Consider the following 22,146-nt stretch of genomic DNA (forward strand, 5'->3'; position numbering starts at 1 on the left):
AAGGTGAGCTTTGAGCGCAGATTTACGCTTTGTCACGCCTCAGTGCATCGCGGATCTCGCGCAGCAGCTGGATGTCTTCCGGCGTCGCTGCGGGCTCCGCCGGGGCGGCGGGCGTGTCGCGCTTCAGGCGGTTCACCTGCTTCACCATGATGAAGATGATGAACGCCAGGATGATGAAGTTCAGCAGCACCGTCAGGAAGTTGCCGTACGCGAAGAGTGGTACGCCTGCCTTGGTCAGGGCTTCGTAGGTCATCGGGCCGGCATAGTTGGCGGGCGGGTCCGACAGCATGATGAAGTAGCTGCTGAAGTCCAGTCCCCCGACCGCCTTGCCGACGATCGGCATGATCAGGTCCTTGACCACCGAGTCGACGATCTTGCCGAAGGCGGCGCCGATGATCACGCCGACGGCGAGGTCCATCACGTTGCCTTTGACGGCGAACTCACGGAATTCGGTCAAAAAACCCATCGCTTGCTCCTTGTGCTCCACGTGTGCGAAGGCGCCAACTACCAAGCGCTTTCCCGGGGGCGTACTCCGCCTCCGGGCAAGCATCCTAACGGCGTTTGCACCACGACAAATGTCAACGTGGTGCACCGATGCACATCGGTAGAGCGCCTAGGGGCGCGCCGGAAGTTTCTTACCTAGAATCTTTGGTTGCCCCTGATCAGAAGTTCCCTGTAAGGACCCTCATGAGTGACCCACAAGTGGACCAAGGCAAGCGCACCTGGCTGATCGCCACCGGTTGCGCGGGAGCAGTAGGCGGCGTGGCCACCGCCGTCCCGTTCGTCAGTACCTTCGCGCCGAGCGAGCGCGCCAAGGCGGCCGGTGCCGCCGTCGAGGTGGATATCGGCAACCTCGCCCCCGGTCAGAAGCTGACCGTCGAATGGCGCGGCAAGCCGGTCTGGATCGTGCGCCGGACCAAGGAGCAGCTCGATGCGCTCAAAGGCAACGATCCGGAACTGGCCGACCCGCAGTCCGATCGCAAGGCCTTCCCGATCCCTGAGTACGCCAAGAACGAATGGCGCTCGCTCAAGCCGGAGTACCTGGTCGTCGTCGGCATCTGCAGCCATCTCGGCTGCTCGCCCAGCGACAAGTTCCAGTCGGGTCCGCAGCCCTCGCTGCCGGACAACTGGCATGGCGGCTTCCTGTGCCCCTGCCACGGCTCGACCTTCGACATGGCCGGCCGTGTCTTCAAGAACAAGCCCGCGCCCGACAACCTCGAGGTGCCGCCTTACGCGTTCCTGTCCGACACCCGGCTGTTGATCGGTGAAGACAAGAAGGCCTAACTCCCCAGGAACAGGACCGAGGCAGACAACACATGGCTGAATTCAAGGAAGCACCCGCCGGAGCCCCCTTGGGCGTCAAGCTGATGACCTGGGTGGACAACCGGTTCCCCGCGTCCAAGCTCTACAAGGAGCACATGTCGGAGTACTACGCTCCGAAGAACTTCAACTGGTGGTACATCTTCGGCTCGCTGGCGCTGCTGGTGCTGGTGATCCAGATCGTCACCGGGATCTTCCTGGTGATGCACTACAAGCCGGACTCGACGCTCGCGTTCGCGTCGGTCGAATACATCATGCGGGACGTCCCCTGGGGATGGCTGATCCGCTACATGCACTCGACGGGCGCGTCGGCGTTCTTCGTCGTCGTCTACCTGCACATGTTCCGGGGACTGCTGTACGGCTCGTACCGCAAGCCGCGCGAACTGGTCTGGATCTTCGGCTGCGCGATCTTCCTGTGCCTGATGGCCGAGGCCTTCATGGGCTACCTGCTGCCGTGGGGCCAGATGTCCTACTGGGGCGCGCAGGTGATCGTGAACCTGTTCGCCGCCGTGCCGTTCGTCGGCAACGACCTGGCGCTGCTGATCCGCGGCGACTACGTGGTCGGGGACGCGACGCTGAACCGCTTCTTCAGCTTCCACGTGATCGCGGTGCCGCTGGTGCTGCTGGGCCTGGTCGTCGCGCACATCATCGCGCTGCACGAAGTGGGGTCGAACAACCCGGACGGCGTGGAGATCAAGGCGAAGAAGGGGGCGGACGGCCACCCGCTGGACGGCATCCCGTTCCATCCGTACTACACGGTGCACGACATCTTCGGCGTCGGCCTGTTCCTGATGGCCTTCTCGGCGGTGATCTTCTTCGCGCCGGAACTGGGCGGCTACTTCCTGGAGTACAACAACTTCATCCCGGCCGATCCGTTGAAGACGCCGCCGCACATCGCGCCGGTCTGGTACTTCACGCCCTTCTACTCGATGCTGCGCGCCACGACCGACGTGATGGTCCAGGTGCTGTGCGGCGTGATCGCGCTCTCCGCGGTCATCACGCTGCTGCGCGGCGGGCTGTCGGCGCTGGGCAAGGGCATCGTGGTGGTCGGCGCGGCGGTCGGCATCGCGCTGCTGCTGACCTTCGACGCGAAGTTCTGGGGGTCGTCGTCATGGGCGGCGCGGTCATCATCCTGTTCTTCCTGCCCTGGCTGGACCACAGCCCGGTCAAGTCGATCCGCTACCGCCCCGATTGGCACAAGTATCTCTACGGCATCTTCGTGCTGCTCTTCCTCGTGCTGGGCTACCTGGGCGTCAAGCCGCCGTCGGATGCGGGAACGATCGTGTCGCAGATCGGCACGCTGTACTACTTCGGCTTCTTCCTGCTGATGCCGTGGTGGAGCCGGGCCGGCACCTTCAAGCCGGTGCCCGATCGCGTCACGTTTCACCCGCACTGAACCGCCAACGTCACGGAGTCGAACGAATGAAGAAAATCATCGCCACGCTGCTGACGTCGCTGTGCCTGGGCGCGGGTCTGACGTCGACGGCGCTCGCGTCTGAGGGCGGCATCGAGTGGGACCGTTTCCCGACGTCGAAGATGAACGATCTGGCCGCGCTGCAGCACGGCGCCAAGATCTTCGTCAACTACTGCCTCAACTGCCACAGCGCGAGCTTCATGCGCTACAACCGGCTGAAGGACATCGGCCTGACCGACGAGCAGATCAAGGGCAATCTGCTGTTCGCCGGGGAGAAGGTCGGCGAGACCATGAAGGTCTCGCTGGACCCGAAACAGGCCAAGGAATGGTTCGGCGCACTGCCGCCGGACCTCACCGTGATCGCCCGTTCGCGGGCCGACGGCGCCAAGGGAACAGGGGCGGATTACCTCTATACCTACCTCAGAAAATACTACCGGGACGAAACCAAGGCCACGGGATGGAATAATCTCGCTTTCCCCAGCGTGGCCATGCCGCATGTGCTGTGGGAGCTCCAGGGCGTCCGCACCGCCAGGTTCGAAGAGGAAAAGGACCCGCATGACCCGAGCAAGGTCACGCATGTCTTCAAGGACTTCGTACAGGTGACGCCCGGGACGATGACGCCGCAGCAGTACGACGAGTCCGTTGCCGACCTGGTCGCCTATCTCCAATGGATGGGCGAGCCGGCGCAGGGGGCCCGTTTCCGGCTCGGCATCGTCGTGGTGCTGTTCCTGCTGGGGTTCACCGTGTTCGCCTGGCGCTTGAATGCCTCCTTCTGGAAGGACATCAAGTAAGAACCGATGACCCGGTCGAAGACCGGGTCCTCAAGCGCAGTGGGGCGCCGAACAGGCCCCCACTGCGTTGTCGTTTGTCTGTTCGGTCTTTGACCGCGCCGGCGTTGAACTGTGTTTTGTAGAAATCGATGAAGCCGAGAGGCTTCGATCAGGAGTCCACTGCCATGATGGTGCTTTATTCCGGAACCACTTGCCCCTACTCGCACCGTTGCCGGTTCGTGCTGTTCGAGAAGGGCATGGACTTCGAGATCCGTGACGTCGACCTGTTCGCCAAGCCCGAAGACATCGCGCTGATGAACCCGTACAACGAGGTACCCATCCTCGTCGAACGCGACCTCATCCTGTACGAGTCGCACATCATCAACGAGTACATCGACGAGCGCTTCCCGCACCCGCAGCTGATGCCCGGCGACCCGGTGGCCCGTGCCCGCGTGCGCCTGTTCCTGTTCAACTTCGAGAAGGAACTGTTCGCCCACGTCAACGTGCTGGAGAACCGCGGCCAGACGGTCAAGCCGACCGAGAAGCAGCTGGAGAAGGCCCGTTCGCAGATCCGCGACCGCCTGACGCAGCTGGCGCCGATCTTCCTGAAGAACAAGTACATGCTGGGCGACGACTTCTCAATGCTGGACGTCGCGATCGCGCCGCTGCTGTGGCGCCTGGACTACTACGGCATCGACATGTCGAAGAACGCCGTGCCGCTGCTGAAGTACGCCGAGCGGATCTTCTCGCGTCCGGCCTACATCGAGGCGCTGACGCCGTCCGAGAAGGTGATGCGCAAGTAATACACTGGCTCCCCATGGATGACAGCAAGGACGGCGGCGGTCTCGCCGCCAGCTCGACGCGACCGTACCTGATCCGCGCCCTGCACGAGTGGTGCACGGACAACGGGTTCACGCCCTACGTCGCGGTTCACGTGGACCGCACGGTCCAGGTGCCGCTGGAGTACGTGAGCAACAACGAGATCGTGCTCAACGTCGGTTTCGACGCGACCAGCAACCTGGACCTCGGCAATGAACTGATCCAGTTCAAGGCCCGGTTCGGTGGCGTGGCGCGCGAGATCATCGTGCCGGTCGATCACGTGGTCGCGATCTACGCGCGTGAGAACGGCCAGGGCATGGCGTTCCCTCCGCCGACTGCGGAGGATGCCGCCGCACGCCAGGCGGCGCCGAATGCGCCGCGAGGTCTGCGCCTCGCGTCGGATGCGAACGGTGGCAGCGGCAACGGCGGGACGGCGCAAGGCGAACCCAAGCCGGAACCCGTCGCGCCGACGCTCGCGACGCCGCCGGACGATGACGATCCGGGTGCGGGTCCGTCGGGTGGTCGTCCAGCGCTCAAACGCATCAAGTGATCGGCTGATCCCCGTTCAAGTGCGGGGGGCGGGATGAGGGGGATGGCGCGGTTTTTCGCTCCGGACCCCTCGAAGCTGCATCTAGAATGCAGCCCGCGTCGCAAGTTCTGCGGCGCGCCAGTTTTCCTTGTGCCGGCTTAGCTCAGTTGGTAGAGCAACCGCCTTGTAAGCGGTAGGTCATCAGTTCGAATCCGATAGCCGGCACCATTAATTTAGGAAAAGTCGTTGTAGATCAACGGCTTGCGTGATTCCAAGGCGAAGGAGTGTGCTACAAACTGCGCACTCGGCGTGCTACACGGCATGCCCTGGGCCATCCGCAGGCCGCCCTTGTGATCATCCGTCTCAGTAAAACGCTCTCTCTGATGGCCAGCTATCTCTATCAGAGAGGCGAGACCTTCCACTTCCGTCTCCGCGTTCCCCAGGAACTCCACGACCGCTACCCCCAGCAGGTCATCCGCAAGTCGCTCAAGACCTCGGACCCTCGGGAGGCTGCTCGACTCGCAGACGCGATGTTCCAGCAGCACCAAGCCTCCTTCAGCGCCATGCGCGGCAACGCCTCCCTGACCCCTGCGGACACGCTCCGGGCTGCTCAGGTGCTGGCGGATTCTCTGCCGCCGCTGGAGCACGACACTGACTACTTCGAAGAGAAGTTCCGCGCCTACGTACGTCGCAAGGGCCTGGACCCGCTCTCGTTGGAGCAGAACCCCGAGATGCTCAGGGAAAGCGACTACCTGGGGCCGGTGGACCTGAAGGCGCTGCAGCTTCTCCGGTCGGAGCGCGACCCGAAGCCTCGTCTGTCGGCTGCCTTGGACGTGTATATCTCGACCCACAAGAACGCAGACAGCAAGAAGGCAATGGAGCGTGCCAAGCGGGACTGGGGTCAGTTGTTGACCTTGGCCGGTGATATCTGCGTTGCTGACCTTGGACGGGAGCACGCGCGTGCATTCGTGGCCCAGTGCGCCGCCAACGGGATGAAGACCGCCACCGCTCGCCGTGCCGTGAACACGCTCTGTGCTGTGCTCAATGTGGCGATCCGAGAACTGGACATTCGTGGCGCAAACAACCCGTTCTCCTCGGTTCCTATCGCCAATGAGGGCAAGGACTCCAAGGAGGTCAAGACGCCCTCGGCCACGGAGCTTGCAGAGATCCTGGCGAAGTTCGGTCCTGACACCTCTGATCCGGCATTGGTCATCCTGATCCAGATGGGTATTGGTTGCCGCGTTGGCGAGGTCTCGGGCTTGGCGCTGACGGATGTGGTGCTTGATGCCGAGGTGCCCTATCTGAAGATCCAGGACCGTCCATGGCGCACGCTGAAGAACGACACGAGCCCCCGTGAAGTGCCGCTCGTGGGCTTTGCTCTAGAAGCCGCTCGGATCGCAGTGGGTCGCGCTAAGGGCTCGCAGGGGCTGTTCAGTCGCTACGCCAAGACGAACGGCAACGCCAACGCTTCAGCGACGAACAACAAGCGTCTCAAGCCTTGGGGGATCGGCACGCACGGTTTCCGGCACGGCATGAAGGACGTCTTGCGGGAGGTCGGCTGCCCGGAACCCATCCAGAAGGAGATCCAGGGCCATGCTGGCGACGGCATCTCGGCCGGGTACGGCAAGGGCTACAGCCTCAAGGTCAAGCACGAATGGCTGACCAAGGCTCAGGCGCACATCAAGAACAACACCAAGCAAGCCTGAGGGAGGCGCACGACATGAACACCGCCGCCTGGATTTCCATCGAAGACGCCTTCCCGCCGCTGGGGCAGCCCGTGCTGGTCTCTGGCGTCTCCAGCGACCCCGCGCACGCTGGTGCCGTCCAGATCACCGCTCGCCTCGTGGAATCGTGGGAGCGCTCGGAGACCGACGGTATGCCGGTGTGCGTCTGGGCCGACGAGGACGAGATGGATGAACTCGCTTTCGACCCGTCCCACTGGCAGCCGATCCAGGCCCAAGCGCTGGCCTGACGCACTCGCCGGGGTGCAATTGCACGCATAAGGGTTGCACCCTGGATGCCTTGAGCCCCCCATTCCCAAGCCCCTGGAGCCTCCTCATGGCTCAGCTGGAGTGACCCTTGTCCTCCTCGACCGACATCGCTAACGAACATGGATAGAGACGAGTTCAGGGCCCTTGAGGCCGCATGGCAGCCGCTGAAAGATGGGGCAGTCTTGCCCAAGACGCTGCCGGTGGCCTCCTTGGAGGTGCTGCCGTCCGTCTTTCAGGTTCGCCCGAGGCACGACGCGGCGACGGGTATCTCAAATCCCATCCACGTTGACGTCCTAGCTGCCCACTTGCTCAGCAGCCCCAAGTACGAACTGGATCCAATCACGGTCATCCTGATCGGTCAACGTCACATCCTGATCGAAGGACACCATCGGCTCGCCGCTTACCGCCGGGAGAAGCGCGAGACCATCCCCGTTCGCTTCTTCAAGGGCAGCCCTCAGCAGGCCCTGGTTGAGTCCGGCAGGGACAACAAGAAGGACCGCCTTCCGATGGGCCGCACGGAGCGCTCCGAACGAGCCTGGGCATTGGTCGTTGCGGACCTGGGTCTGACCGTCCCTCAGATCGTGGAAGGCTCTGGGGTCAAAGAGCGTACCGTCAAGATGATGCGCAAGAAGCGCAAGGAGATCCTGGCCGAGGGGAAAGAGCTTCCCGAGCAGTGGGCTAGCGTCCTCTACGGCGAACGCGAGGCCAATCCCGCCTGGTTCGATGAACAGGTGAAGAACTTCGCCGACCGCCTAACTAAGACCTTCGGCCCTGGAGCCACCTTCAGCCCTGGGAAGCAAGAGATCATGGCCGACGCCCTGATTGCCTGGGACCAGGGTCGGGCCGTCAACATCGCCATGGAGCTTGTCGAGAGGCTCGGCCTGTACGAGGAGGTCGCATCCCACGCCGCCCTCCTTGCGGAAGAGGCCAAGGAGTTTGAGAACCTTCCGTTCTGACGACGGTAGTCGGCGGGGCTGCCCAAGTTGCCCTTTTGGTGGTCTTGAGCTCGTGGCTTTCCTGTCGGCATGCGGTCACCGCCGAGACCTGCTTAGCTTCCGCAGTTCGCGGCAGAATCCGTTTACGCGTTCACCTTCGAAACGCCCTGGAGGATTCATGCCGTTAGCTCGCATCTTGAGTTGTGTGGATATCGATGGCGCACCGCACGAAATAGAGGTGCACGAGACTCCTTCTCCGAACGTGTCTGGGGTGGCCTCGGTTGCAACGGAATACTGGGCCGATGCTGGGATCTGCGACGTCGTTTCTACCGTGCCACTGGTGCTCGAAATCCGATCCTCCGGTGTGCAACTAGTGGACCCAGCAACCATTCCGGACGGGGATTGACCGATTCGTTTCTAAGCACCTGGGCACCCCTCGGGGAAAGATCGGCTGAGTTCTCAGCACATCTCCCGGACAGCTACGGTCGCCCGCAGCCGTTGTTCAACCTCCCCAAGGATCTGACGATGATCCTGGTGGCGGGCTACAGCACCCCTCTGCGGTTCAAGATCATCAGGCGCTGCCGGCCTTAGCGGATCTCCACCGACGGTGGGAATCTCCCGGCTCCCTGGGCCTGGACACGCGAGGGCACGACGTCCCGAGGCTCCGGAGGCTCGTCTTTCGCTTGAAGCGACGCCGCCAGGACAACTTAGGTTTCTGCTCGCCGTTCGCACCGACCGACGGCCACTGGGCGGTGGCATGCCGTGGGCCACGCTGGATGCCGGGGACACGCGGCATTGCTGGTGGAGGGCATCGAGGACTGACTTTCCCTTCATGAGCGGCCTTCTGGCGCAACATATTCTTCTGTCGAGGAATTGCGGCCAATCGCACCTGGGGCTTCTAAGGGGCTCTGCGCCCTCAGGATGACTGGCGGCCTTCCCAGGTCTCCAGCGCCGCCAGCATCTTCGCAGGGTCTTCCTTGATCCGGTAGACCACGGCCCGGGAGACCCCTGCGTCTGCGGCGATGGCCGAGGGGCTGACGCCCAGAGCAAGTCGCTCACTGACTTGCAGAAGCTGAGCGCGGTCGAAGCTCGGCTTGCGGCCCAGGTACTTGGCCTCGCCCTCCGTCTCCTTGGCCTTCTTGATGCCGGCTTTCTGTGCCTCCTTGATCGCCTCGGCCTGGGCCTGGGCGGTCGCAGCCATGAACGCAATAAGCGCATCTCGGACTGCCTTTTGAATGGGGTCAGTCGTTGCCCCATCGAAGGTCATCCCGTTGATGATGGTCTTGATGACCACGCCCTTCGACATCAAGGTGCGGATGGTCTCGGTCACGTCTTCGTAGTTCCGGCCGAGGCGATCCACCCAGCGGACCACGAGCACATCCCCGCGACGGACCTTGTCCAGCAGCTTGGCGCCGCCCTTGCGGTCCTGGAATCGGGTGCTGATGCCTGAGACGCCGTCGTCCTGAATGACCTCATCGAGCGTGAACCCTGCGGCCTCAGCGTGGTCTCGCTGGTGGCTGATGGTCTGGTCCGAGGTGCTGACGCGGGCGTACAGGAAGGTCTGCATGTTCTGTCCGTTGAAGTTCCGTCCGCATGATATGTGTCCGCAGATCAGAAATCAACCCTAGCGGACATCAATCAGACCAGCTAGATGATGTTCGTAGAGGCATGCCCTAGCGCACACAAACCCGGTCCCACCTGGCGGGCGCCATAGATGACACTGAGCGCATGGACGTCTACTACTTCCTTCAACAACGCACCGAGTTCATCAAGCACTTCTATGACACGGCCACAACGCCGATGTTCGAAACGAAGCGGTTGATAGAAGCGTCAGATGTTCCTTATAACGATCCGCCATTTGATGACTCGGGCGAGCCGGCGTATCTGGAGGAGTGGCTCCGTGCGGACGTGGAAATTGAGGTTGTAGGCCGCGCTGCGGTGTCAATGCTGTCCGAGTCCATCAAGCACTTCTTCGTCACCTGGGAGCGCCGGCTGTGGGCCGGGGACAGGCCGTGCCAGAAGGAGCTGCCCAAGGTCTTCAAGAGCGAAGGCTTCGTCTCAGGCTATCGGGCTTGCTTTCAGGAGGCTCTGGGCATCGACTTCTCGGCTGCGCCTGCAGACTTGGGCATCATCGAACAAGTGGTGCTCGCCCGAAACGACTCCCAACACCACGGCGATTTGCTTCGCTCGCATGTCGAGCACAGTGACGCCACGCGGGCTAAGTACCCAAGGCCATTCTTCATGCGGCCTGACGAGCTGGAGCCCGACGATAGCCCTGGCAACTTTATGAACCCTTCGCTGCACATCAATCGGGAGTCGCTCTTCGAGGCGATCCACCAACTGGAGCTGTTCTGTTCATGGCTACAAGCGCAGATCGAGGAGGCTTGGATGCGCAAGCGCCGCGAGTCTCGACAGTCGGCAAGTTCGGACGCCACCAGCGAAGGGCAGACGTGATCGATAGCGCTCAGATCAACGCCCTGGTTCAGCACGGCGAGACCGTCGCCCGATCCAATCGGCCAATGTATGCACAGGCAGTCGAGACTTCGGGCCTTGGCTGTGGCGTTTGCCATTCTGGCGGCAGCTGGGGTCGCCAAGGTTCGCTCTGGCCAAGGCGGGTCCGCGAGAATCGGTCGCGACTTGGGGAAGTACCCCCCACTCCCCTGGCGCCCCGGCCACTTCCAAAAGACGGCTAAAGCCTCGACCGCTGTTGTTGTAGTTCGACCTCGCAGGTGAGTGGAAGCTAGCAATTGCAGCGTCCAACGAGGATGGGCGTAGGGCGATGCAACGGCGAAGGCCCTCATAGGCGCCACGGCTGGGGAGACCGACAATTGGGTGGCGTCTGACGACGCAGAGAGCAAGTGGTGCCGCACTCGGGGGGCGCTTACTAGAATCCTTGGCTACACGGCAAAAACGAATGAGAACACCACCGCCTCCAATCACAAGCGTCAGGCGTTCAACGCAAGCCTTGACCCCATCCATGCCAGTGACCGCTCCGTCAGGAGGTGGGGCCTTTGCTACACCGCTTCGATACCCCGGTGGGAAGGGGCGCCTCGGGCCATGGCTGGCGGAGTTGATGCGCCACAACCGAATTTCAGGGGGGTGGTATGTTGAGCCCTATGCCGGTGGGGCAGGTGCAGCGCTCTTCTTGTTGATGCAGGGGTATGTCGACCACATTGTCATCAACGACGCAGACCCGGCAATTTACTCATTCTGGCGAGCTGCCACGGAAGCGAGTCCAAGGCTGATAAAGCTAATTCGGGACACCCCAGTAACCATGAAGACATGGGAGCGCCAAAGGGAGATCCTGCTAGCTCCTGAGAAGCATGACTTCGTAGAAGTGGGGTTCGCGGCGTTCTTCCTTAATCGAACCAATCGATCTGGGATCCTAGCTGCGGGGGTGATTGGCGGCAAAGCCCAGGCGGGCCAGTGGAAACTAGATGCTCGCTATGTCGTCGGCGATCTTACGGCTCGGCTTGCCAAGATCGGCGCCATGTCCAGACACATCTCCGTTGTGGGGATGGATGCGCTTGACCTCCTAAGTGACGTCGCGCCGGGATTCCCATCAAAGTGCTTGGTGTATCTGGACCCGCCCTACTACGTTAAGGGAAGCCAGCTCTACCGCAATCACTACAGGCATGACGACCATGACGCTATCGCTCGCTGCGTCAAGTCGGCTAGCTACCCTGTTCTGGTTACCTACGACGATTGCCCCGAGATTCGGGCGCTTTACTCGGGGATGGATGAGGTCAATTTTTCGTTGCACTATTCGACGCATCTGGCAAGGCCGCTCGCAAGCGAAGTCCTCTATTACAGGAATCTAGAACTGCCTTGCGAGCCCACGCTCACGAGAGGATTTCAGCTGGCCCAGCACGCTCGGACGAATGGGGCCACGTTGTCCCAGAAGGTGTTGACCACCTGATAGCTTGGGATGTGCGTGTCCCGATGCAGGATCTTCTGAAGCGTTTCCACATGCAGTAGATCAGTGCCTCCTGGTTGGGCCAGCCGCGAGACCATGTCATAGGCGCTCGTAGTGAGCCTACTGCTGTCACGCATGTGGGTCGCGCTGGCGACGATGTTCCGACCGAGTTTGCCCGTGTCAGGGCGGTTGTGTGCACGTCGATAGTGCTCATCACTGATCTCGATGAGGGCGCGAAGCAGCATGGCAGCCGCCAGTGGCGTGTCGCGCACGTCCAGTTTTCGAAGCTCCGCCACGATAGTTCGCGCCTTAGCCTCCGCCTCTGGAATCGCAAACCCCGGTGCGCCAGTACCTAGAACGCGCTTTCGCTCGGACGGCGGTTGTCGGGGGGCTGCGGGCGGCCTGGGCGGAGTTCCGGGGTCGCCACCATCATCAGCGTCGCTCGGCGGAGACGGAGGCGGGCTAGGGGAATCTGGTGCGGGAGCACTTGCCCCGCCGCCGTTCGTAGGCGGCGTTGGAGCGGCGGCGCTTCCTCCGCTAGGGGGCGGCTCCGGTGCTGGTGTAGGTGCTGGCGTTAAACCTGCACGGCCCCGTGCTTTCGCGATGTAGTCTCGTGCCTGCTCAGGTGAGCGGACGTTGTCCACCTTGATCGCTGCGGTGTCGAAATCAGTAATGACGATCTGGGCAAGTCGCTTCGCAGAGTCTTCAGGGATGGTTAGGGCCAGATCGTCGCCAGCGGCGTTGAAGCCGAGGAGGGCCAGGTTCTCAATCGAGAAGAAGCGCTGCAGCGATGTAATCGGAAATTCATCGCCAACGTAAATCCCATGCCGTTCGGCCCACATCGCGTACTGGCCTGGCCGCTTGTACTCTGGCGGGTGGCCATGGTTGAGCTGAAACACCGTCCGGAGATACGCCGACCAATCCAGTTGTCCGACGCCGCCCTGAGCACCCGAGTGCCGTGCGAGGACCTCACGGGCAATGGCGTCATCATTGGTAGAACTCAGGACATCAATAACCGACGGGATGCCCTCCCGGTAGTCTGCCTGAAGGGTTCGCAGCCGGCCCTTCAAGCGTTCCACTGGGCATAGATTCGGATCGTTGAGCAACTTCAACGCGGTAATGCGCCTGTTGCCATCCATGACAACGTACCGGCCATCACCCTTCGGTCTGACCAAGATCGGGGCGGTCGTCAGTCCGTTCTTCGCGACATCTTGAATGAGCGCGATCAATTGCTCTTCCTTGCGGAGGATGCGTGCGATGCAGTCCGCTTGGTCTTGCCCGTCGCGAATGCGAGGGTTGCCTTGGTCCAACAAGATGTCCACGATCGGAACACCCGCGATCAATTGAAAGTCTCTGCGTCCCACGCAGCCTCCCCAGAATTCCTAGTTGTGGGGCAACTGTAACCGGGCGTTGGTTGGCCAGAACTGGGAAGTGCCCTGCATATCGAGGCTGAGGCCACGCATCCCTCTGAACAGTCCGGACCCGACTGATTTCACATGCCGCAGGCTGCAAAAGCCATTCGTGGTGCGCTGCAGGGGAGGGCTAGGTGGAGCTGTCCACGGCGGGATAGGGCTCAGGCGAGGCTGCGGTTACTTTGTTCCGCCCCAGCGATGGGAGATCCAGGCAGCCGCTGCGAGTGCGACAACTGCGGGGAGGCCGGCCCAGCCGGATCGCGGACCTTGAAGCATGTAGGCGGTAATTGCGCCAGCACACAGGAAGACCGCGTAGGGAAGCGACGCCCACACAAGGGTGGACAAGATGCAAAGCCCGGCGAGGGCGAACGGGATGGCAGCAAGGATCAAGAGCGTTTCGAGCATGGGCCGTCGAAGTAATTCGGCGGGCATTCTGTGGGCTTCGAGGTGGGGGCGAAGGCGTCCTAACGGCTGCTCTGGCAGCCTCGGCTGTGCCTCTCTTTGTGCTACACCGTGTGCTACAGTGATCTCTCTGGTGCTCTTTCGCCCAGAAGAATCAACGAGTTAGGTGTGGCTTTTCAGGAATCGAACCTGATAGCCGGCACCATCGAACTCGCAGGCGCCATGCCTGCTCCGAAGCCCCGTTTCGTCACCGACGATCCGGGGCTTCGGTCTTTCTGGCCTCGAGCTTTGAGTACCGACACCCCCAAAAGGCGGTGTCGCCACGCTTGACACTTGTGTGCAGTTACTCACGTAACTGCATGTACGTAATTGATTTAAAAGGAAAATTAGCTGTGGCATAGGCTTTGCTCCAGCCGCCCCCGTGTTCAACCCGCCGGTCCACCTCCACATGCCGGCCTTCACGGGAAACTTCATGCACAGCTTGTTCCGCCGCGGTGTCGCCGCACTGGCCACCGTCGCCGCCCTCGGCCTTTCCGCCGTCGCCCATGCGGCGCCGACCAACTTCTCGTTCGCCGGCAGCTTCGCGCAGGCCAACGACGTCCAGACCTTCACCTTCACGGCGAATGGCTCGTCGGCGGTCCGTCTGATCACCTACAGCTATGCGGGCGGCACGCAGGCCAACGGCAACGTGGTCGCTGCCGGCGGCTTCGACCCGATCCTGGCGCTGTTCAACGCCAGCGGCGTGCTGGTCGGCCAGAACGACGACGCCACCAGCGGCACGCCCGGCACCTGCGGCGGCGGCGCGGTGAACCCCGATCCGGCGGGCGGCATGCGCTGGGACACCTGCCTGGACCTCACGTTGAGCGCTGGCGTCTACACGGTCGCGGTCATGCAGTTCGACAACTTCGCCCTCGGCCCCAACCTGGCCAACGGCTTCACCTACGACGGCAACCCCAACTTCCTGAACGGCAAGTGCGCCAACGGCGTGTTCTGCGATGCCGGCGGCCGTGAGCGCAACGCGCTGTGGGCCTTCGACATCCTGAACGTCGAAGGCGCCCAGCAGAACGATGTGCCGGAACCGGCCTCGCTGGCGCTGGCCGTGATCGCGCTGGCCGGCCTGGGTGGTGCGCGCCGTCTGCGCCGCAAGGACTGACCCCGAAGCGGGCGAACGACAAGGGACCGCCTCGGCGGTCCCTTTCTCCTTGTGGCGCGGCGTGGGGCTGGAAAGGGGGCGCGGCTCAGGACTGCCTGACGCGGATCCGGAGTTCGCCTTCCAGCAGCAGGCCTTCGTCGCGCAGCAGCCGCAGCAGGGTCGGCTGCAGGTGTCGCAGCTTGGCGGCGATGGCGGCGTTGTCGGCGACCAGTGTCCAGCCCTGCTCGTCGAGCGTGCCGGCCTGGACGAACCGCTTCATCGCGCCGGGCAGCGCGACGCTCACCGCCGCCAGATGCCGGCGCGACAGCGCCAGCTGGTTGCCCAGCCGGGCCAGCATGCCGTTCTGCGACATGGCCCGGCCGAAGTCCAGCGGATCGGGCGCGTCGGGCTTGACGCGAGGAGGCAGATAGCGGGTGGCCATGGGGCGGCAGTGTAGTCCCGCCGCTGGGAAACCCGGAGTCCGCCGCCGGTCCGGCGCCGTGGCCGCCGCCCGGTGCCGCCAGGGGCCGGGTGCTAAACTCCGCCGGTTTTTCTCCGCGCAGACGCTTGCAACCCGAGGCCCCGTCCTCATGTGCACCGGTCGCGCGGCGCTGCCCTCATCAGGCCGCCCACGAGGCGGTCCGCCGGGCGTCCAGGCCCGGTCGACCGGGCCCCCCACAGAACTTCAAAAAGCCGCATGTTGCCCAAGCTTTTGACCCAGATTTTCGGCAGTCGCAACGAGCGCCTGCTCAAGACCTATCGCAAGGACGTCGAGCGCATCAACGCGCTGGAACCGCAGTTCGAGGGCCTGAGCGACGACCAGTTGCGCGCGAAGACCGAGGAGTTCAAGCAGCGCATCGCCAAGGGCGAGACCGTCGACGACATCCTGCCCGAGGCGTTCGCCGTCTGCCGCGAAGGCAGCAAGCGCGTCCTGAAGATGCGCCACTTCGACGTGCAGCTGATCGGCGGCATGGTCCTGAACGCCGGCAAGATCGCTGAAATGCGCACCGGCGAAGGCAAGACGCTGATGGCGACGTTGCCGGTCTACCTGAACGCGCTGACCGGCAAGGGCGTGCACGTCGTGACGGTCAACGACTACCTGGCCCGCCGCGACGCCGAATGGATGGGTCGCCTGTACCGCTTCCTCGGCCTGACCGTGGGCATCAACTACTCGGGCCTGCCGCGCGACGAGAAGCAGGCTGCCTATGGCGCCGACGTCACCTACGGCACCAACAACGAATACGGCTTCGACCACCTGCGCGACAACATGGTCTACGAGGTGCGCGACCGCGTGCAGCGCAGCCTGGCCTACGCGATCGTGGACGAGGTGGACTCGATCCTGATCGACGAGGCGCGCACGCCGCTGATCATCTCCGGCCAGGCCGAAGACCACACGCAGATGTATGTGGCGATCAACGCGGTCTCGCCGAAGCTGAAGCGCCAGGTCGGCGAGCTGGATCCCCGCACCGGCGAAGGCGTGATCGAACCGGGCGACTTCACCGTCGACGAGAAGTCGCACCAGATCTACCTGACCGAGGACGGTCACGAGAACGCCGAGCGCCTGCTGGGCCAGGCCGGCCTGCTGGCCGAGGGCGCGTCGCTGTACGACGCGGCCAACATCACACTGATGCACCACCTGTACGCGTCGCTGCGCGCACACCACGTGTATCACCGCGATACCAACTACGTCGTGCAGAACGGTGAAGTCATCATCGTCGACGAGTTCACCGGCCGCCTGATGACCGGTCGCCGCTGGAGCGACGGCCTGCACCAGGCCGTCGAAGCCAAGGAAGGCGTGCAGATCCAGGCCGAGAACCAGACGCTGGCCTCGGTCACCTTCCAGAACTACTTCCGCATGTACGGCAAGCTGTCGGGCATGACCGGAACCGCCGACACCGAAGCCTACGAGTTCCAGGAGATCTACGGCCTCGAGACCGTGGTGATCCCGCCGAACCGGCCGACGGTGCGCAAGGACGAGCTGGACCTGGTCTACAAGACGACCAAGGAGAAGTACGACGCCGTCACGCAGGACGTGCGCGACTGCCACGAGCGCGGCCAGCCGGTGCTGGTGGGCACGACCTCGATCGAGAATTCCGAGAAGGTCGCGGAACTGCTGACGAAGGCGGGTCTGCCGCACCAGGTGCTGAACGCCAAGCAGCATGCCCGCGAGGCCGACATCATCACCCAGGCCGGTCGCCCGGGCGTGATCACGATCGCGACCAACATGGCCGGCCGCGGCACCGACATCGTGCTGGGCGGAAGCATCGAGAAGGACGTCGTCGCCATCGAGGCCGACGAGTCGCTGTCCGACGCCGACAAGCACGCGAAGATCGCCGCGCTGAAGGCCGACTGGCAGAAGCTGCACGAGCAGGTGAAGGCCGCGGGCGGCCTGCGCGTGATCTCGACCGAACGTCATGAGAGCCGCCGCATCGACAACCAGCTGCGCGGCCGCTCGGGCCGCCAGGGCGATCCGGGCTCGTCCCGCTTCTACCTGTCGCTGGACGACCAGCTGATGCGCATCTTCGCCGGCGACCGCGTGCGCGCGATCATGGACCGGCTCAAGATGCCCGAAGGCGAGGCGATCGAGGCCGGCATCGTCACGCGCTCGATCGAGAGCGCGCAGCGCAAGGTCGAGGCCCGCAACTTCGACGTCCGCAAGCAGCTGCTCGAGTACGACGACGTGTCGAACGACCAGCGCAAGGTCATCTACCAGCAGCGCAACGAGATCCTCGAGGCGCAGGAAGTGCTCGAACAGATCACCCACCTGCGCAAGGGCACGCTGACGGACGTGGTCCGCGGCTTCGTGCCCGAGGAATCGCTGGAAGAGCAGTGGGACCTGGCCGCGCTGGAGCGCGTGCTGCGCGACGAGTGGAAGCTCGAGGTGCCGCTCGGCGACATGCTCAAGAAGAGCGACACGCTGACCGACGAGGACGTGCTCGACGCCGTGCTGAAGGCGGGCGACGTGTCCTTCCAGGACAAGCTGGACCGCGTCGGCCTGGAGCAGTTCACGCCGTTCATGCGCATGGTGCTGCTGCAGAGCATCGACCAGCACTGGCGCGAGCATCTGGCCTCGCTGGACTACCTGCGCCAGGGCATCCACCTGCGCGGTTACGCCCAGAAGAACCCGAAGCAGGAATACAAGCGCGAAGCCTTCGAGCTGTTCTCGCAGCTGCTGGACGCGGTGAAGCTGGAAGTGACCCGCGTGCTGCTGAACGTGCGCATCCAGTCGCAGGAGGAGGCCACCGCCGCCGCCGATGCGATCGAGCAGCGCGCCGAGAACGTCGGCAACGTGACCTACACGCATCCGAACGAGGACGGCTCGGTGTCGCAGGACGCGGCGCCGGTCGCCGGCGGGACGGAAGCCATTCCGGCCGAGTGGGGCCACGTCGGCCGCAACGATCCCTGCCCGTGCGGCAGCGGCAAGAAGTTCAAGAGCTGCCACGGCAAGTTGGCCTGACCGGTCGCTGCTCCTGAGATCGACGGCGCCCCTCGTGGGCGCCGTTGTCGTTTCCGGGGCGCGGACGACCGGGCATGGCGCCGACGGGCCGGGCTGGCGGCATCCGCTGCCAGGCCTTGCCAGGCCTGGCGTGACGGATTCACGAGCCGCGCGTGGCACCCGCCCGACGCGGCGGCTCCGCGATGTGCGCTTTCTCACGACCGGGGCACGAGCACGCGTTTCTCCCCCGTGGCGCGGGGGACACCGTACGGCACCCCGTCGATAGAGTCCGCTGCATCGACCTGCCCCCGCGGGTCTTCGAGGTCTCCGGACCGCACCGCCATGAAGCTCACGACCCGCCTCTTCGCCGCCGCCCTGGTTGTCGCCGCCGTCGCCTCCGCGCAGGCCGCGCCGGTGACCGCGTCCCAGTCCGTCGCCCTGCAGTCCGGCACGACCGTGGACACCAAGACGGCGGGCTTCACCATCAACCATCTGGTGGCCGGCGAGTTCGTCGACACCTTCACCTTCACCGGCATGGACCGTTGGGGCCTGGTCAACGCCAGCCTGACGACCAGTGCGCAGCAGGCCCGCTTCAACATCGACTTCGTCAGCGCCACGGTCAACGGACGGACGCTGAACTTCACCCGCACCGCGCTGGGCAGCTTCCAGAACGGCTTCGAATTCGGCCGCATGGACGACTACCTGCTCAGCGGCCCGCTGGTCCTGACGGTGCGCGGCTACGCGGGCCAGGGCCTGGCCGCAGGCACGGCGATCAGCGCCAGCTACTCCGGCACGATCAACGTCACGCAGGTGCCGGAACCGGGCAGTCTGGCGCTGGCGGCGTTCGGCCTGTTCGGCATGGGCGTCGTCGTCCGTCGCCGCCGCGCCGCGCGCACCGTCATGACCGCCGCCGCGCTGGCCGTGGCCGCCTCCGGCGCGATGGCTGCGTCGGACCTCAACCAGACGCACGACACCGTCCTCGCCGGCGACCAGAGCGGCCTCACCGGCGCGCCCTACGTGATCCACACCGAGGCCGGCAGCTTCCTGGACACGCTCACCTTCCACTACGCCGGCACTGGCCTGGTGGACGCCTCGCTGATCACGATCGGCACCGGCGCGGGGCAGCAGATCAGCTTCACCGAGGTGTTGCTGAACGGCCAGGCGCTGACGATCGATCCCTCCGTCCCGATGGGCAACGCCACCTACCAGCGCGCCTGGCTGGGCTCGACGCTGCTCGCCGGTGACTACACGCTGATCGTCAAGGGCATCGCCGGCGGTTCGCTTGCGTCGGGCACCAACGGCATCGCCGCGAGCTACTCCACGACCTTCAACGTGATGCCGGCCAGCGCCGTGCCGGAGCCGCAGAGCTATGCGATGTTCCTCGGCGGCCTCGGACTGGTGACGCTGATGCTGAGCCGGCGCCGCCGGCAGCAGGGCTGATCCTGCCGCCTGCGGCCATGGCATGAGACGACGCCCCGCCTGCGGGGCGTTTTCCATTGGAGAAGGCGGTCGGTCGGGGCCGGCGGCATCGACGGGCCGACGGTCATGTCGCGCTCCTACAATCGCGCGCATTCGTTCCGGGCGCGTCGGCTGCCCGGTGCCTTCCTCCTCTTCGACGCCCACCACCATGCCCGTCAACCTGACCGCCCCCGATCCGCAATCCCTGCTGCCCGTGCCCGGCGTGCGCCTGGGTGTCACGATGGCCGGCGTGCGAAAGGCCAACCGCCGCGACCTGAGCGTGATCGCGCTCGACGAAGGCGCCAGCGTCGCCGGCGTGTTCACCGCCAACCGCTTCTGTGCCGCCCCCGTGCAGGTCTGCCGCGAGCACCTTGCCGCCGGCAGCGCGATCCGCGCGATCGTCATCAACACCGGCAATGCGAACGCCGGCACCGGCGCCGACGGTCTGGCGCGCGCGCGCCAGACCTGCGATGCGCTGGCCGCCGAGCTCAAGCTCGACGCGAAGCAGGTATTGCCGTTCTCCACCGGCGTGATCATGGAGACGCTGCCGGTCGACCGCATCGTCGCCGGTCTGCCGGCCGCGATCGCCGCGCTGAAGGCCGACAACTGGGCCGAGGCCGCCGCCGGCATCATGACCACGGACACCCTGCCCAAGGCCTGCTCGCGGCAGGTCACCATCGGCGGCAGGACCGTGACCGTCTCCGGCATCTCCAAGGGCGCCGGCATGATCCGTCCGAACATGGCGACGATGCTGGGCTTCGTCGCCACCGACGCGGTCCTCGCGCCCGAGCTGCTGCAGCCGCTGGTCAAGGAAGCGGCGGACCTGTCCTTCAACCGCATCACGATCGACGGCGACACGTCCACCAACGATTCCTTCGTCCTGATCGCGACGCACCAGGCCGGCCACGACCGGATCACGTCGCTGAGCAGCGCCGAAGGCCGCGCGCTGCGCGATGCCGTGGTGGCCGTGTCGCAGCAGCTGGCGCAGGCGATCGTGCGCGACGGCGAAGGCGCGACCAAGTTCATCTCGGTGGTGGTGGAGGGCGGCAAGGACGAGGCGGAATGCCGCAAGGCCGCCTACGCGATCGCGCACTCGCCGCTGGTCAAGACCGCGTTCTTCGCCAGCGATCCCAACCTGGGACGCATCCTGGCGGCGGTCGGCTATGCCGGCATCGACGACCTCGACCAGAGCCTGATCGACCTGCATCTGGACGACGTCCATGTCGTCACGAAGGGCGGCCGCCGTCCCGAGTACAAGGAAGAGGACGGCCAGCGCGTCATGAAGCAGAGCGAGATCACCGTGCGCGTGGGCCTGAACCGCGGCCCGGCCACGACGACGGTCTGGACCTGCGACTTCAGCCACGAGTACGTGACGATCAACGCCGACTACCGGTCCTGATCGGGCTTCAGAAGTCGACGGCGCGCGTCCCGCGGATGCCGCGGGCCAGCAGCGTCGCATTGATCAGCTGCGCTTCCTCGCGGCTGCCGAACGGCCACACGGCGGCGCGCCAGCCGTCCTTCGTCTGGAAGACCTCGCCGTTCGGCACCGTGTTGCCACCGAGTGTGGCGACGATCATCTCGCGCATGCGCGCCAGTTGCGCCTCGGCGTCGGCCTTGTTCTTGTGGGGCTGGCTGACCAGCGCGACCAGCTTGCCGCCGGAGGCCCCGTCGCGCTTCATGAGGCTGCCCAGGCCGGCATCGTCGACGCCCACGCGGCGCTCGGCGTCGGAGGCGCCCGCCTTCGCCGCGGCGGCTGCGGCGGCCGTCCTGGCCGCGTCGGGCTTGTCTGCCGGACCGGCGCCGCCAGCCGATGCCGTGGTGGCCGGTGCGGCTGGCGCAGCTTCCTTCCCCCGGGACACGTTCCGCGCCGCCGTGCAACGAGGGGCGGATGTTCGGGATCGCACCTGTGGGCGTCGATGCAGCGGGCGTCGATGCGGCCGGACTTTCCGCCGGCGCGGACGCCGCGGCGCTTGCAGCAGAAGCCGGGTCCATCGCCGCGACGGCCGAGGCTGCCGACGCGGCTGCGGAGGCCGCCGGCGCCGAGCGTGCCGCCTGATCGGCCAGGGCGGCCGCGGAGGCGGCCTGGGCGGCGGACGCGGCCGATGCCGCCTCGGCGGCCGCAAGCGCGGCCAGCGCCTCCTTGGAGGGCTTGGACGTGGGCCACAGCGCCCAGATCGCCGCGATCAGCACCAGCGCCGCGACGCTGCCGGCCACGCCCAATCGCGCCGGATCCAACGCCCGTTGTCCCAGCACCTGGTCGCGACGCCCCACGAGCACGCGCCGTCGTGCCGGGCCCGCATCGAAAGCGGCGCTCAGCAGCACCAATTCCATCGGCCATGCACCAGGCTGGTTCGCGTCGGCGGCGAGCGCCCGTTCGTCGATGTCCACGCGCCGCAGCGGCAGGTCGTCCGGCGCGGTGGTGAAGCCGTTGTCCAGCGCCATCGTGGCGACTGCCGACGTCTTCAGGCCGGGGATGAATTCGTCCAGCCAGGCGGGTCGAGGTCCCGACCCCGCAGCCTTGCGCTGCCACGGCAGGCGGCGCTTGGGCGCAGGCGGCGCGGCTTCGGCGGGCGCGCCGCCTTCGAGGCTGGGCTCCTTGGGCAGCGCCTGCG

The 22,146-nt window shown here is 64.9% G+C and carries 19 protein-coding genes, 1 tRNA gene and 1 pseudogene; 16 read left to right on the forward strand and 5 right to left on the reverse strand.

What is annotated here, in order from left to right; all coding sequences use genetic code 11:
* Nucleotides 1–22 precede the first annotated feature (22 nt).
* Nucleotides 23–466 (reverse strand): large conductance mechanosensitive channel protein MscL, encoded by a 444-nt coding sequence (gene mscL, locus ACQ86G_RS13195; protein ID WP_088403231.1) that lies wholly within the window; start codon nucleotides 464–466, stop codon nucleotides 23–25.
* 221 nt (nucleotides 467–687) lie between these two features.
* On the opposite strand from mscL, the gene petA reads away from it, so the two are divergent.
* From petA to ACQ86G_RS13240, 9 genes and pseudogenes are all read left to right on the forward strand, one after another.
* Nucleotides 688–1,284: a ubiquinol-cytochrome c reductase iron-sulfur subunit gene (gene petA / locus ACQ86G_RS13200; RefSeq protein WP_088403232.1), complete on the forward strand. Its 597-nt coding sequence runs from the start codon at nucleotides 688–690 to the stop codon at nucleotides 1,282–1,284.
* Between the two features lie 32 nt (nucleotides 1,285–1,316).
* Nucleotides 1,317–2,716: pseudogene (locus ACQ86G_RS13205) on the forward strand (cytochrome b).
* A gap of 26 nt (nucleotides 2,717–2,742) precedes the next feature.
* Nucleotides 2,743–3,525, forward strand: coding sequence for a cytochrome c1 (locus ACQ86G_RS13210; RefSeq protein WP_431260974.1), 783 nt, complete (start codon nucleotides 2,743–2,745; stop codon nucleotides 3,523–3,525).
* A gap of 164 nt (nucleotides 3,526–3,689) precedes the next feature.
* Nucleotides 3,690–4,307: a glutathione S-transferase N-terminal domain-containing protein gene (locus ACQ86G_RS13215; protein ID WP_067276593.1), complete on the forward strand. Its 618-nt coding sequence runs from the start codon at nucleotides 3,690–3,692 to the stop codon at nucleotides 4,305–4,307.
* 14 nt (nucleotides 4,308–4,321) lie between these two features.
* Nucleotides 4,322–4,873 carry a ClpXP protease specificity-enhancing factor gene (locus ACQ86G_RS13220; RefSeq protein WP_431260975.1) on the forward strand — a complete coding sequence of 184 codons (552 nt, stop codon included), beginning with the start codon at nucleotides 4,322–4,324 and terminating at the stop codon, nucleotides 4,871–4,873.
* 131 nt (nucleotides 4,874–5,004) lie between these two features.
* Nucleotides 5,005–5,080: transfer RNA gene (locus tag ACQ86G_RS13225), tRNA-Thr, on the forward strand.
* A gap of 122 nt (nucleotides 5,081–5,202) precedes the next feature.
* Nucleotides 5,203–6,558, forward strand: coding sequence for a DUF6538 domain-containing protein (locus tag ACQ86G_RS13230; protein WP_431260976.1), 1,356 nt, complete (start codon nucleotides 5,203–5,205; stop codon nucleotides 6,556–6,558).
* 14 nt (nucleotides 6,559–6,572) lie between these two features.
* The gene (locus ACQ86G_RS13235; protein WP_431260977.1) at nucleotides 6,573–6,824 is read left to right on the forward strand and encodes a DUF551 domain-containing protein; all 252 of its coding nucleotides are present in this window, start codon (nucleotides 6,573–6,575) and stop codon (nucleotides 6,822–6,824) included.
* A gap of 201 nt (nucleotides 6,825–7,025) precedes the next feature.
* Nucleotides 7,026–7,799, forward strand: a complete 774-nt coding sequence (locus tag ACQ86G_RS13240) for a hypothetical protein (protein ID WP_431260978.1) — start codon at nucleotides 7,026–7,028, stop codon at nucleotides 7,797–7,799.
* A gap of 895 nt (nucleotides 7,800–8,694) precedes the next feature.
* On the opposite strand, the gene ACQ86G_RS13245 is transcribed toward ACQ86G_RS13240, so the two are convergent.
* Nucleotides 8,695–9,345 (reverse strand): recombinase family protein, encoded by a 651-nt coding sequence (locus ACQ86G_RS13245; RefSeq protein WP_431260979.1) that lies wholly within the window; start codon nucleotides 9,343–9,345, stop codon nucleotides 8,695–8,697.
* 161 nt (nucleotides 9,346–9,506) lie between these two features.
* On the opposite strand from ACQ86G_RS13245, the gene ACQ86G_RS13250 reads away from it, so the two are divergent.
* Complete coding sequence (locus ACQ86G_RS13250; RefSeq protein ID WP_431260980.1) at nucleotides 9,507–10,232, forward strand: hypothetical protein; 726 nt, start codon at nucleotides 9,507–9,509, stop codon at nucleotides 10,230–10,232.
* Between the two features lie 523 nt (nucleotides 10,233–10,755).
* Nucleotides 10,756–11,697, forward strand: a complete 942-nt coding sequence (locus tag ACQ86G_RS13255) for a DNA adenine methylase (protein ID WP_431260981.1) — start codon at nucleotides 10,756–10,758, stop codon at nucleotides 11,695–11,697.
* Here ACQ86G_RS13255 and ACQ86G_RS13260 read toward each other — a convergent pair.
* The gene (locus tag ACQ86G_RS13260; protein WP_431260982.1) at nucleotides 11,634–13,004 is read right to left on the reverse strand and encodes a ParB N-terminal domain-containing protein; all 1,371 of its coding nucleotides are present in this window, start codon (nucleotides 13,002–13,004) and stop codon (nucleotides 11,634–11,636) included. The two genes, ACQ86G_RS13255 and ACQ86G_RS13260, sit on opposite strands and share 64 nt — an antisense overlap.
* Nucleotides 13,005–13,980: 976 nt before the next feature.
* On the opposite strand from ACQ86G_RS13260, the gene ACQ86G_RS13265 reads away from it, so the two are divergent.
* Nucleotides 13,981–14,661, forward strand: coding sequence for a DVUA0089 family protein (locus ACQ86G_RS13265; RefSeq protein ID WP_431260983.1), 681 nt, complete (start codon nucleotides 13,981–13,983; stop codon nucleotides 14,659–14,661).
* A gap of 85 nt (nucleotides 14,662–14,746) precedes the next feature.
* On the opposite strand, the gene ACQ86G_RS13270 is transcribed toward ACQ86G_RS13265, so the two are convergent.
* Complete coding sequence (locus tag ACQ86G_RS13270) at nucleotides 14,747–15,082, reverse strand: hypothetical protein (RefSeq protein WP_431260984.1); 336 nt, start codon at nucleotides 15,080–15,082, stop codon at nucleotides 14,747–14,749.
* A 255-nt stretch (nucleotides 15,083–15,337) separates the two neighbouring features.
* Here ACQ86G_RS13270 and secA point away from each other — a divergent pair, with 255 nt between their 5' ends.
* The 3 genes from secA to argJ all read left to right on the forward strand — a co-directional run bounded on the left by secA (nucleotide 15,338) and on the right by argJ (nucleotide 20,933).
* On the forward strand, nucleotides 15,338–18,097 hold the full coding sequence (secA, locus tag ACQ86G_RS13275; protein ID WP_431260985.1) for a preprotein translocase subunit SecA: 2,760 nt from the start codon (nucleotides 15,338–15,340) through the stop codon (nucleotides 18,095–18,097).
* A gap of 321 nt (nucleotides 18,098–18,418) precedes the next feature.
* Nucleotides 18,419–19,516, forward strand: a complete 1,098-nt coding sequence (locus ACQ86G_RS13280; protein ID WP_431260986.1) for an FxDxF family double-cut PEP-CTERM protein — start codon at nucleotides 18,419–18,421, stop codon at nucleotides 19,514–19,516.
* A 187-nt stretch (nucleotides 19,517–19,703) separates the two neighbouring features.
* Nucleotides 19,704–20,933, forward strand: coding sequence for a bifunctional glutamate N-acetyltransferase/amino-acid acetyltransferase ArgJ (gene argJ, locus ACQ86G_RS13285; protein WP_431260987.1), 1,230 nt, complete (start codon nucleotides 19,704–19,706; stop codon nucleotides 20,931–20,933).
* Between the two features lie 7 nt (nucleotides 20,934–20,940).
* Here the strand turns inward: argJ and ACQ86G_RS13290 are convergent, their stop codons facing one another.
* The gene (locus tag ACQ86G_RS13290) at nucleotides 20,941–21,393 is read right to left on the reverse strand and encodes a hypothetical protein (RefSeq protein ID WP_431260988.1); all 453 of its coding nucleotides are present in this window, start codon (nucleotides 21,391–21,393) and stop codon (nucleotides 20,941–20,943) included.
* A 29-nt stretch (nucleotides 21,394–21,422) separates the two neighbouring features.
* Here ACQ86G_RS13290 and ACQ86G_RS13295 point away from each other — a divergent pair, with 29 nt between their 5' ends.
* Complete coding sequence (locus tag ACQ86G_RS13295) at nucleotides 21,423–21,590, forward strand: hypothetical protein (RefSeq protein ID WP_431260989.1); 168 nt, start codon at nucleotides 21,423–21,425, stop codon at nucleotides 21,588–21,590.
* The last annotated feature ends 556 nt before the right edge of the window (nucleotides 21,591–22,146 follow it).

Source organism: Roseateles chitinivorans (assembly GCF_050632145.1).
Taxonomy (GTDB): domain Bacteria; phylum Pseudomonadota; class Gammaproteobacteria; order Burkholderiales; family Burkholderiaceae_C; genus Roseateles; species Roseateles chitinivorans_B.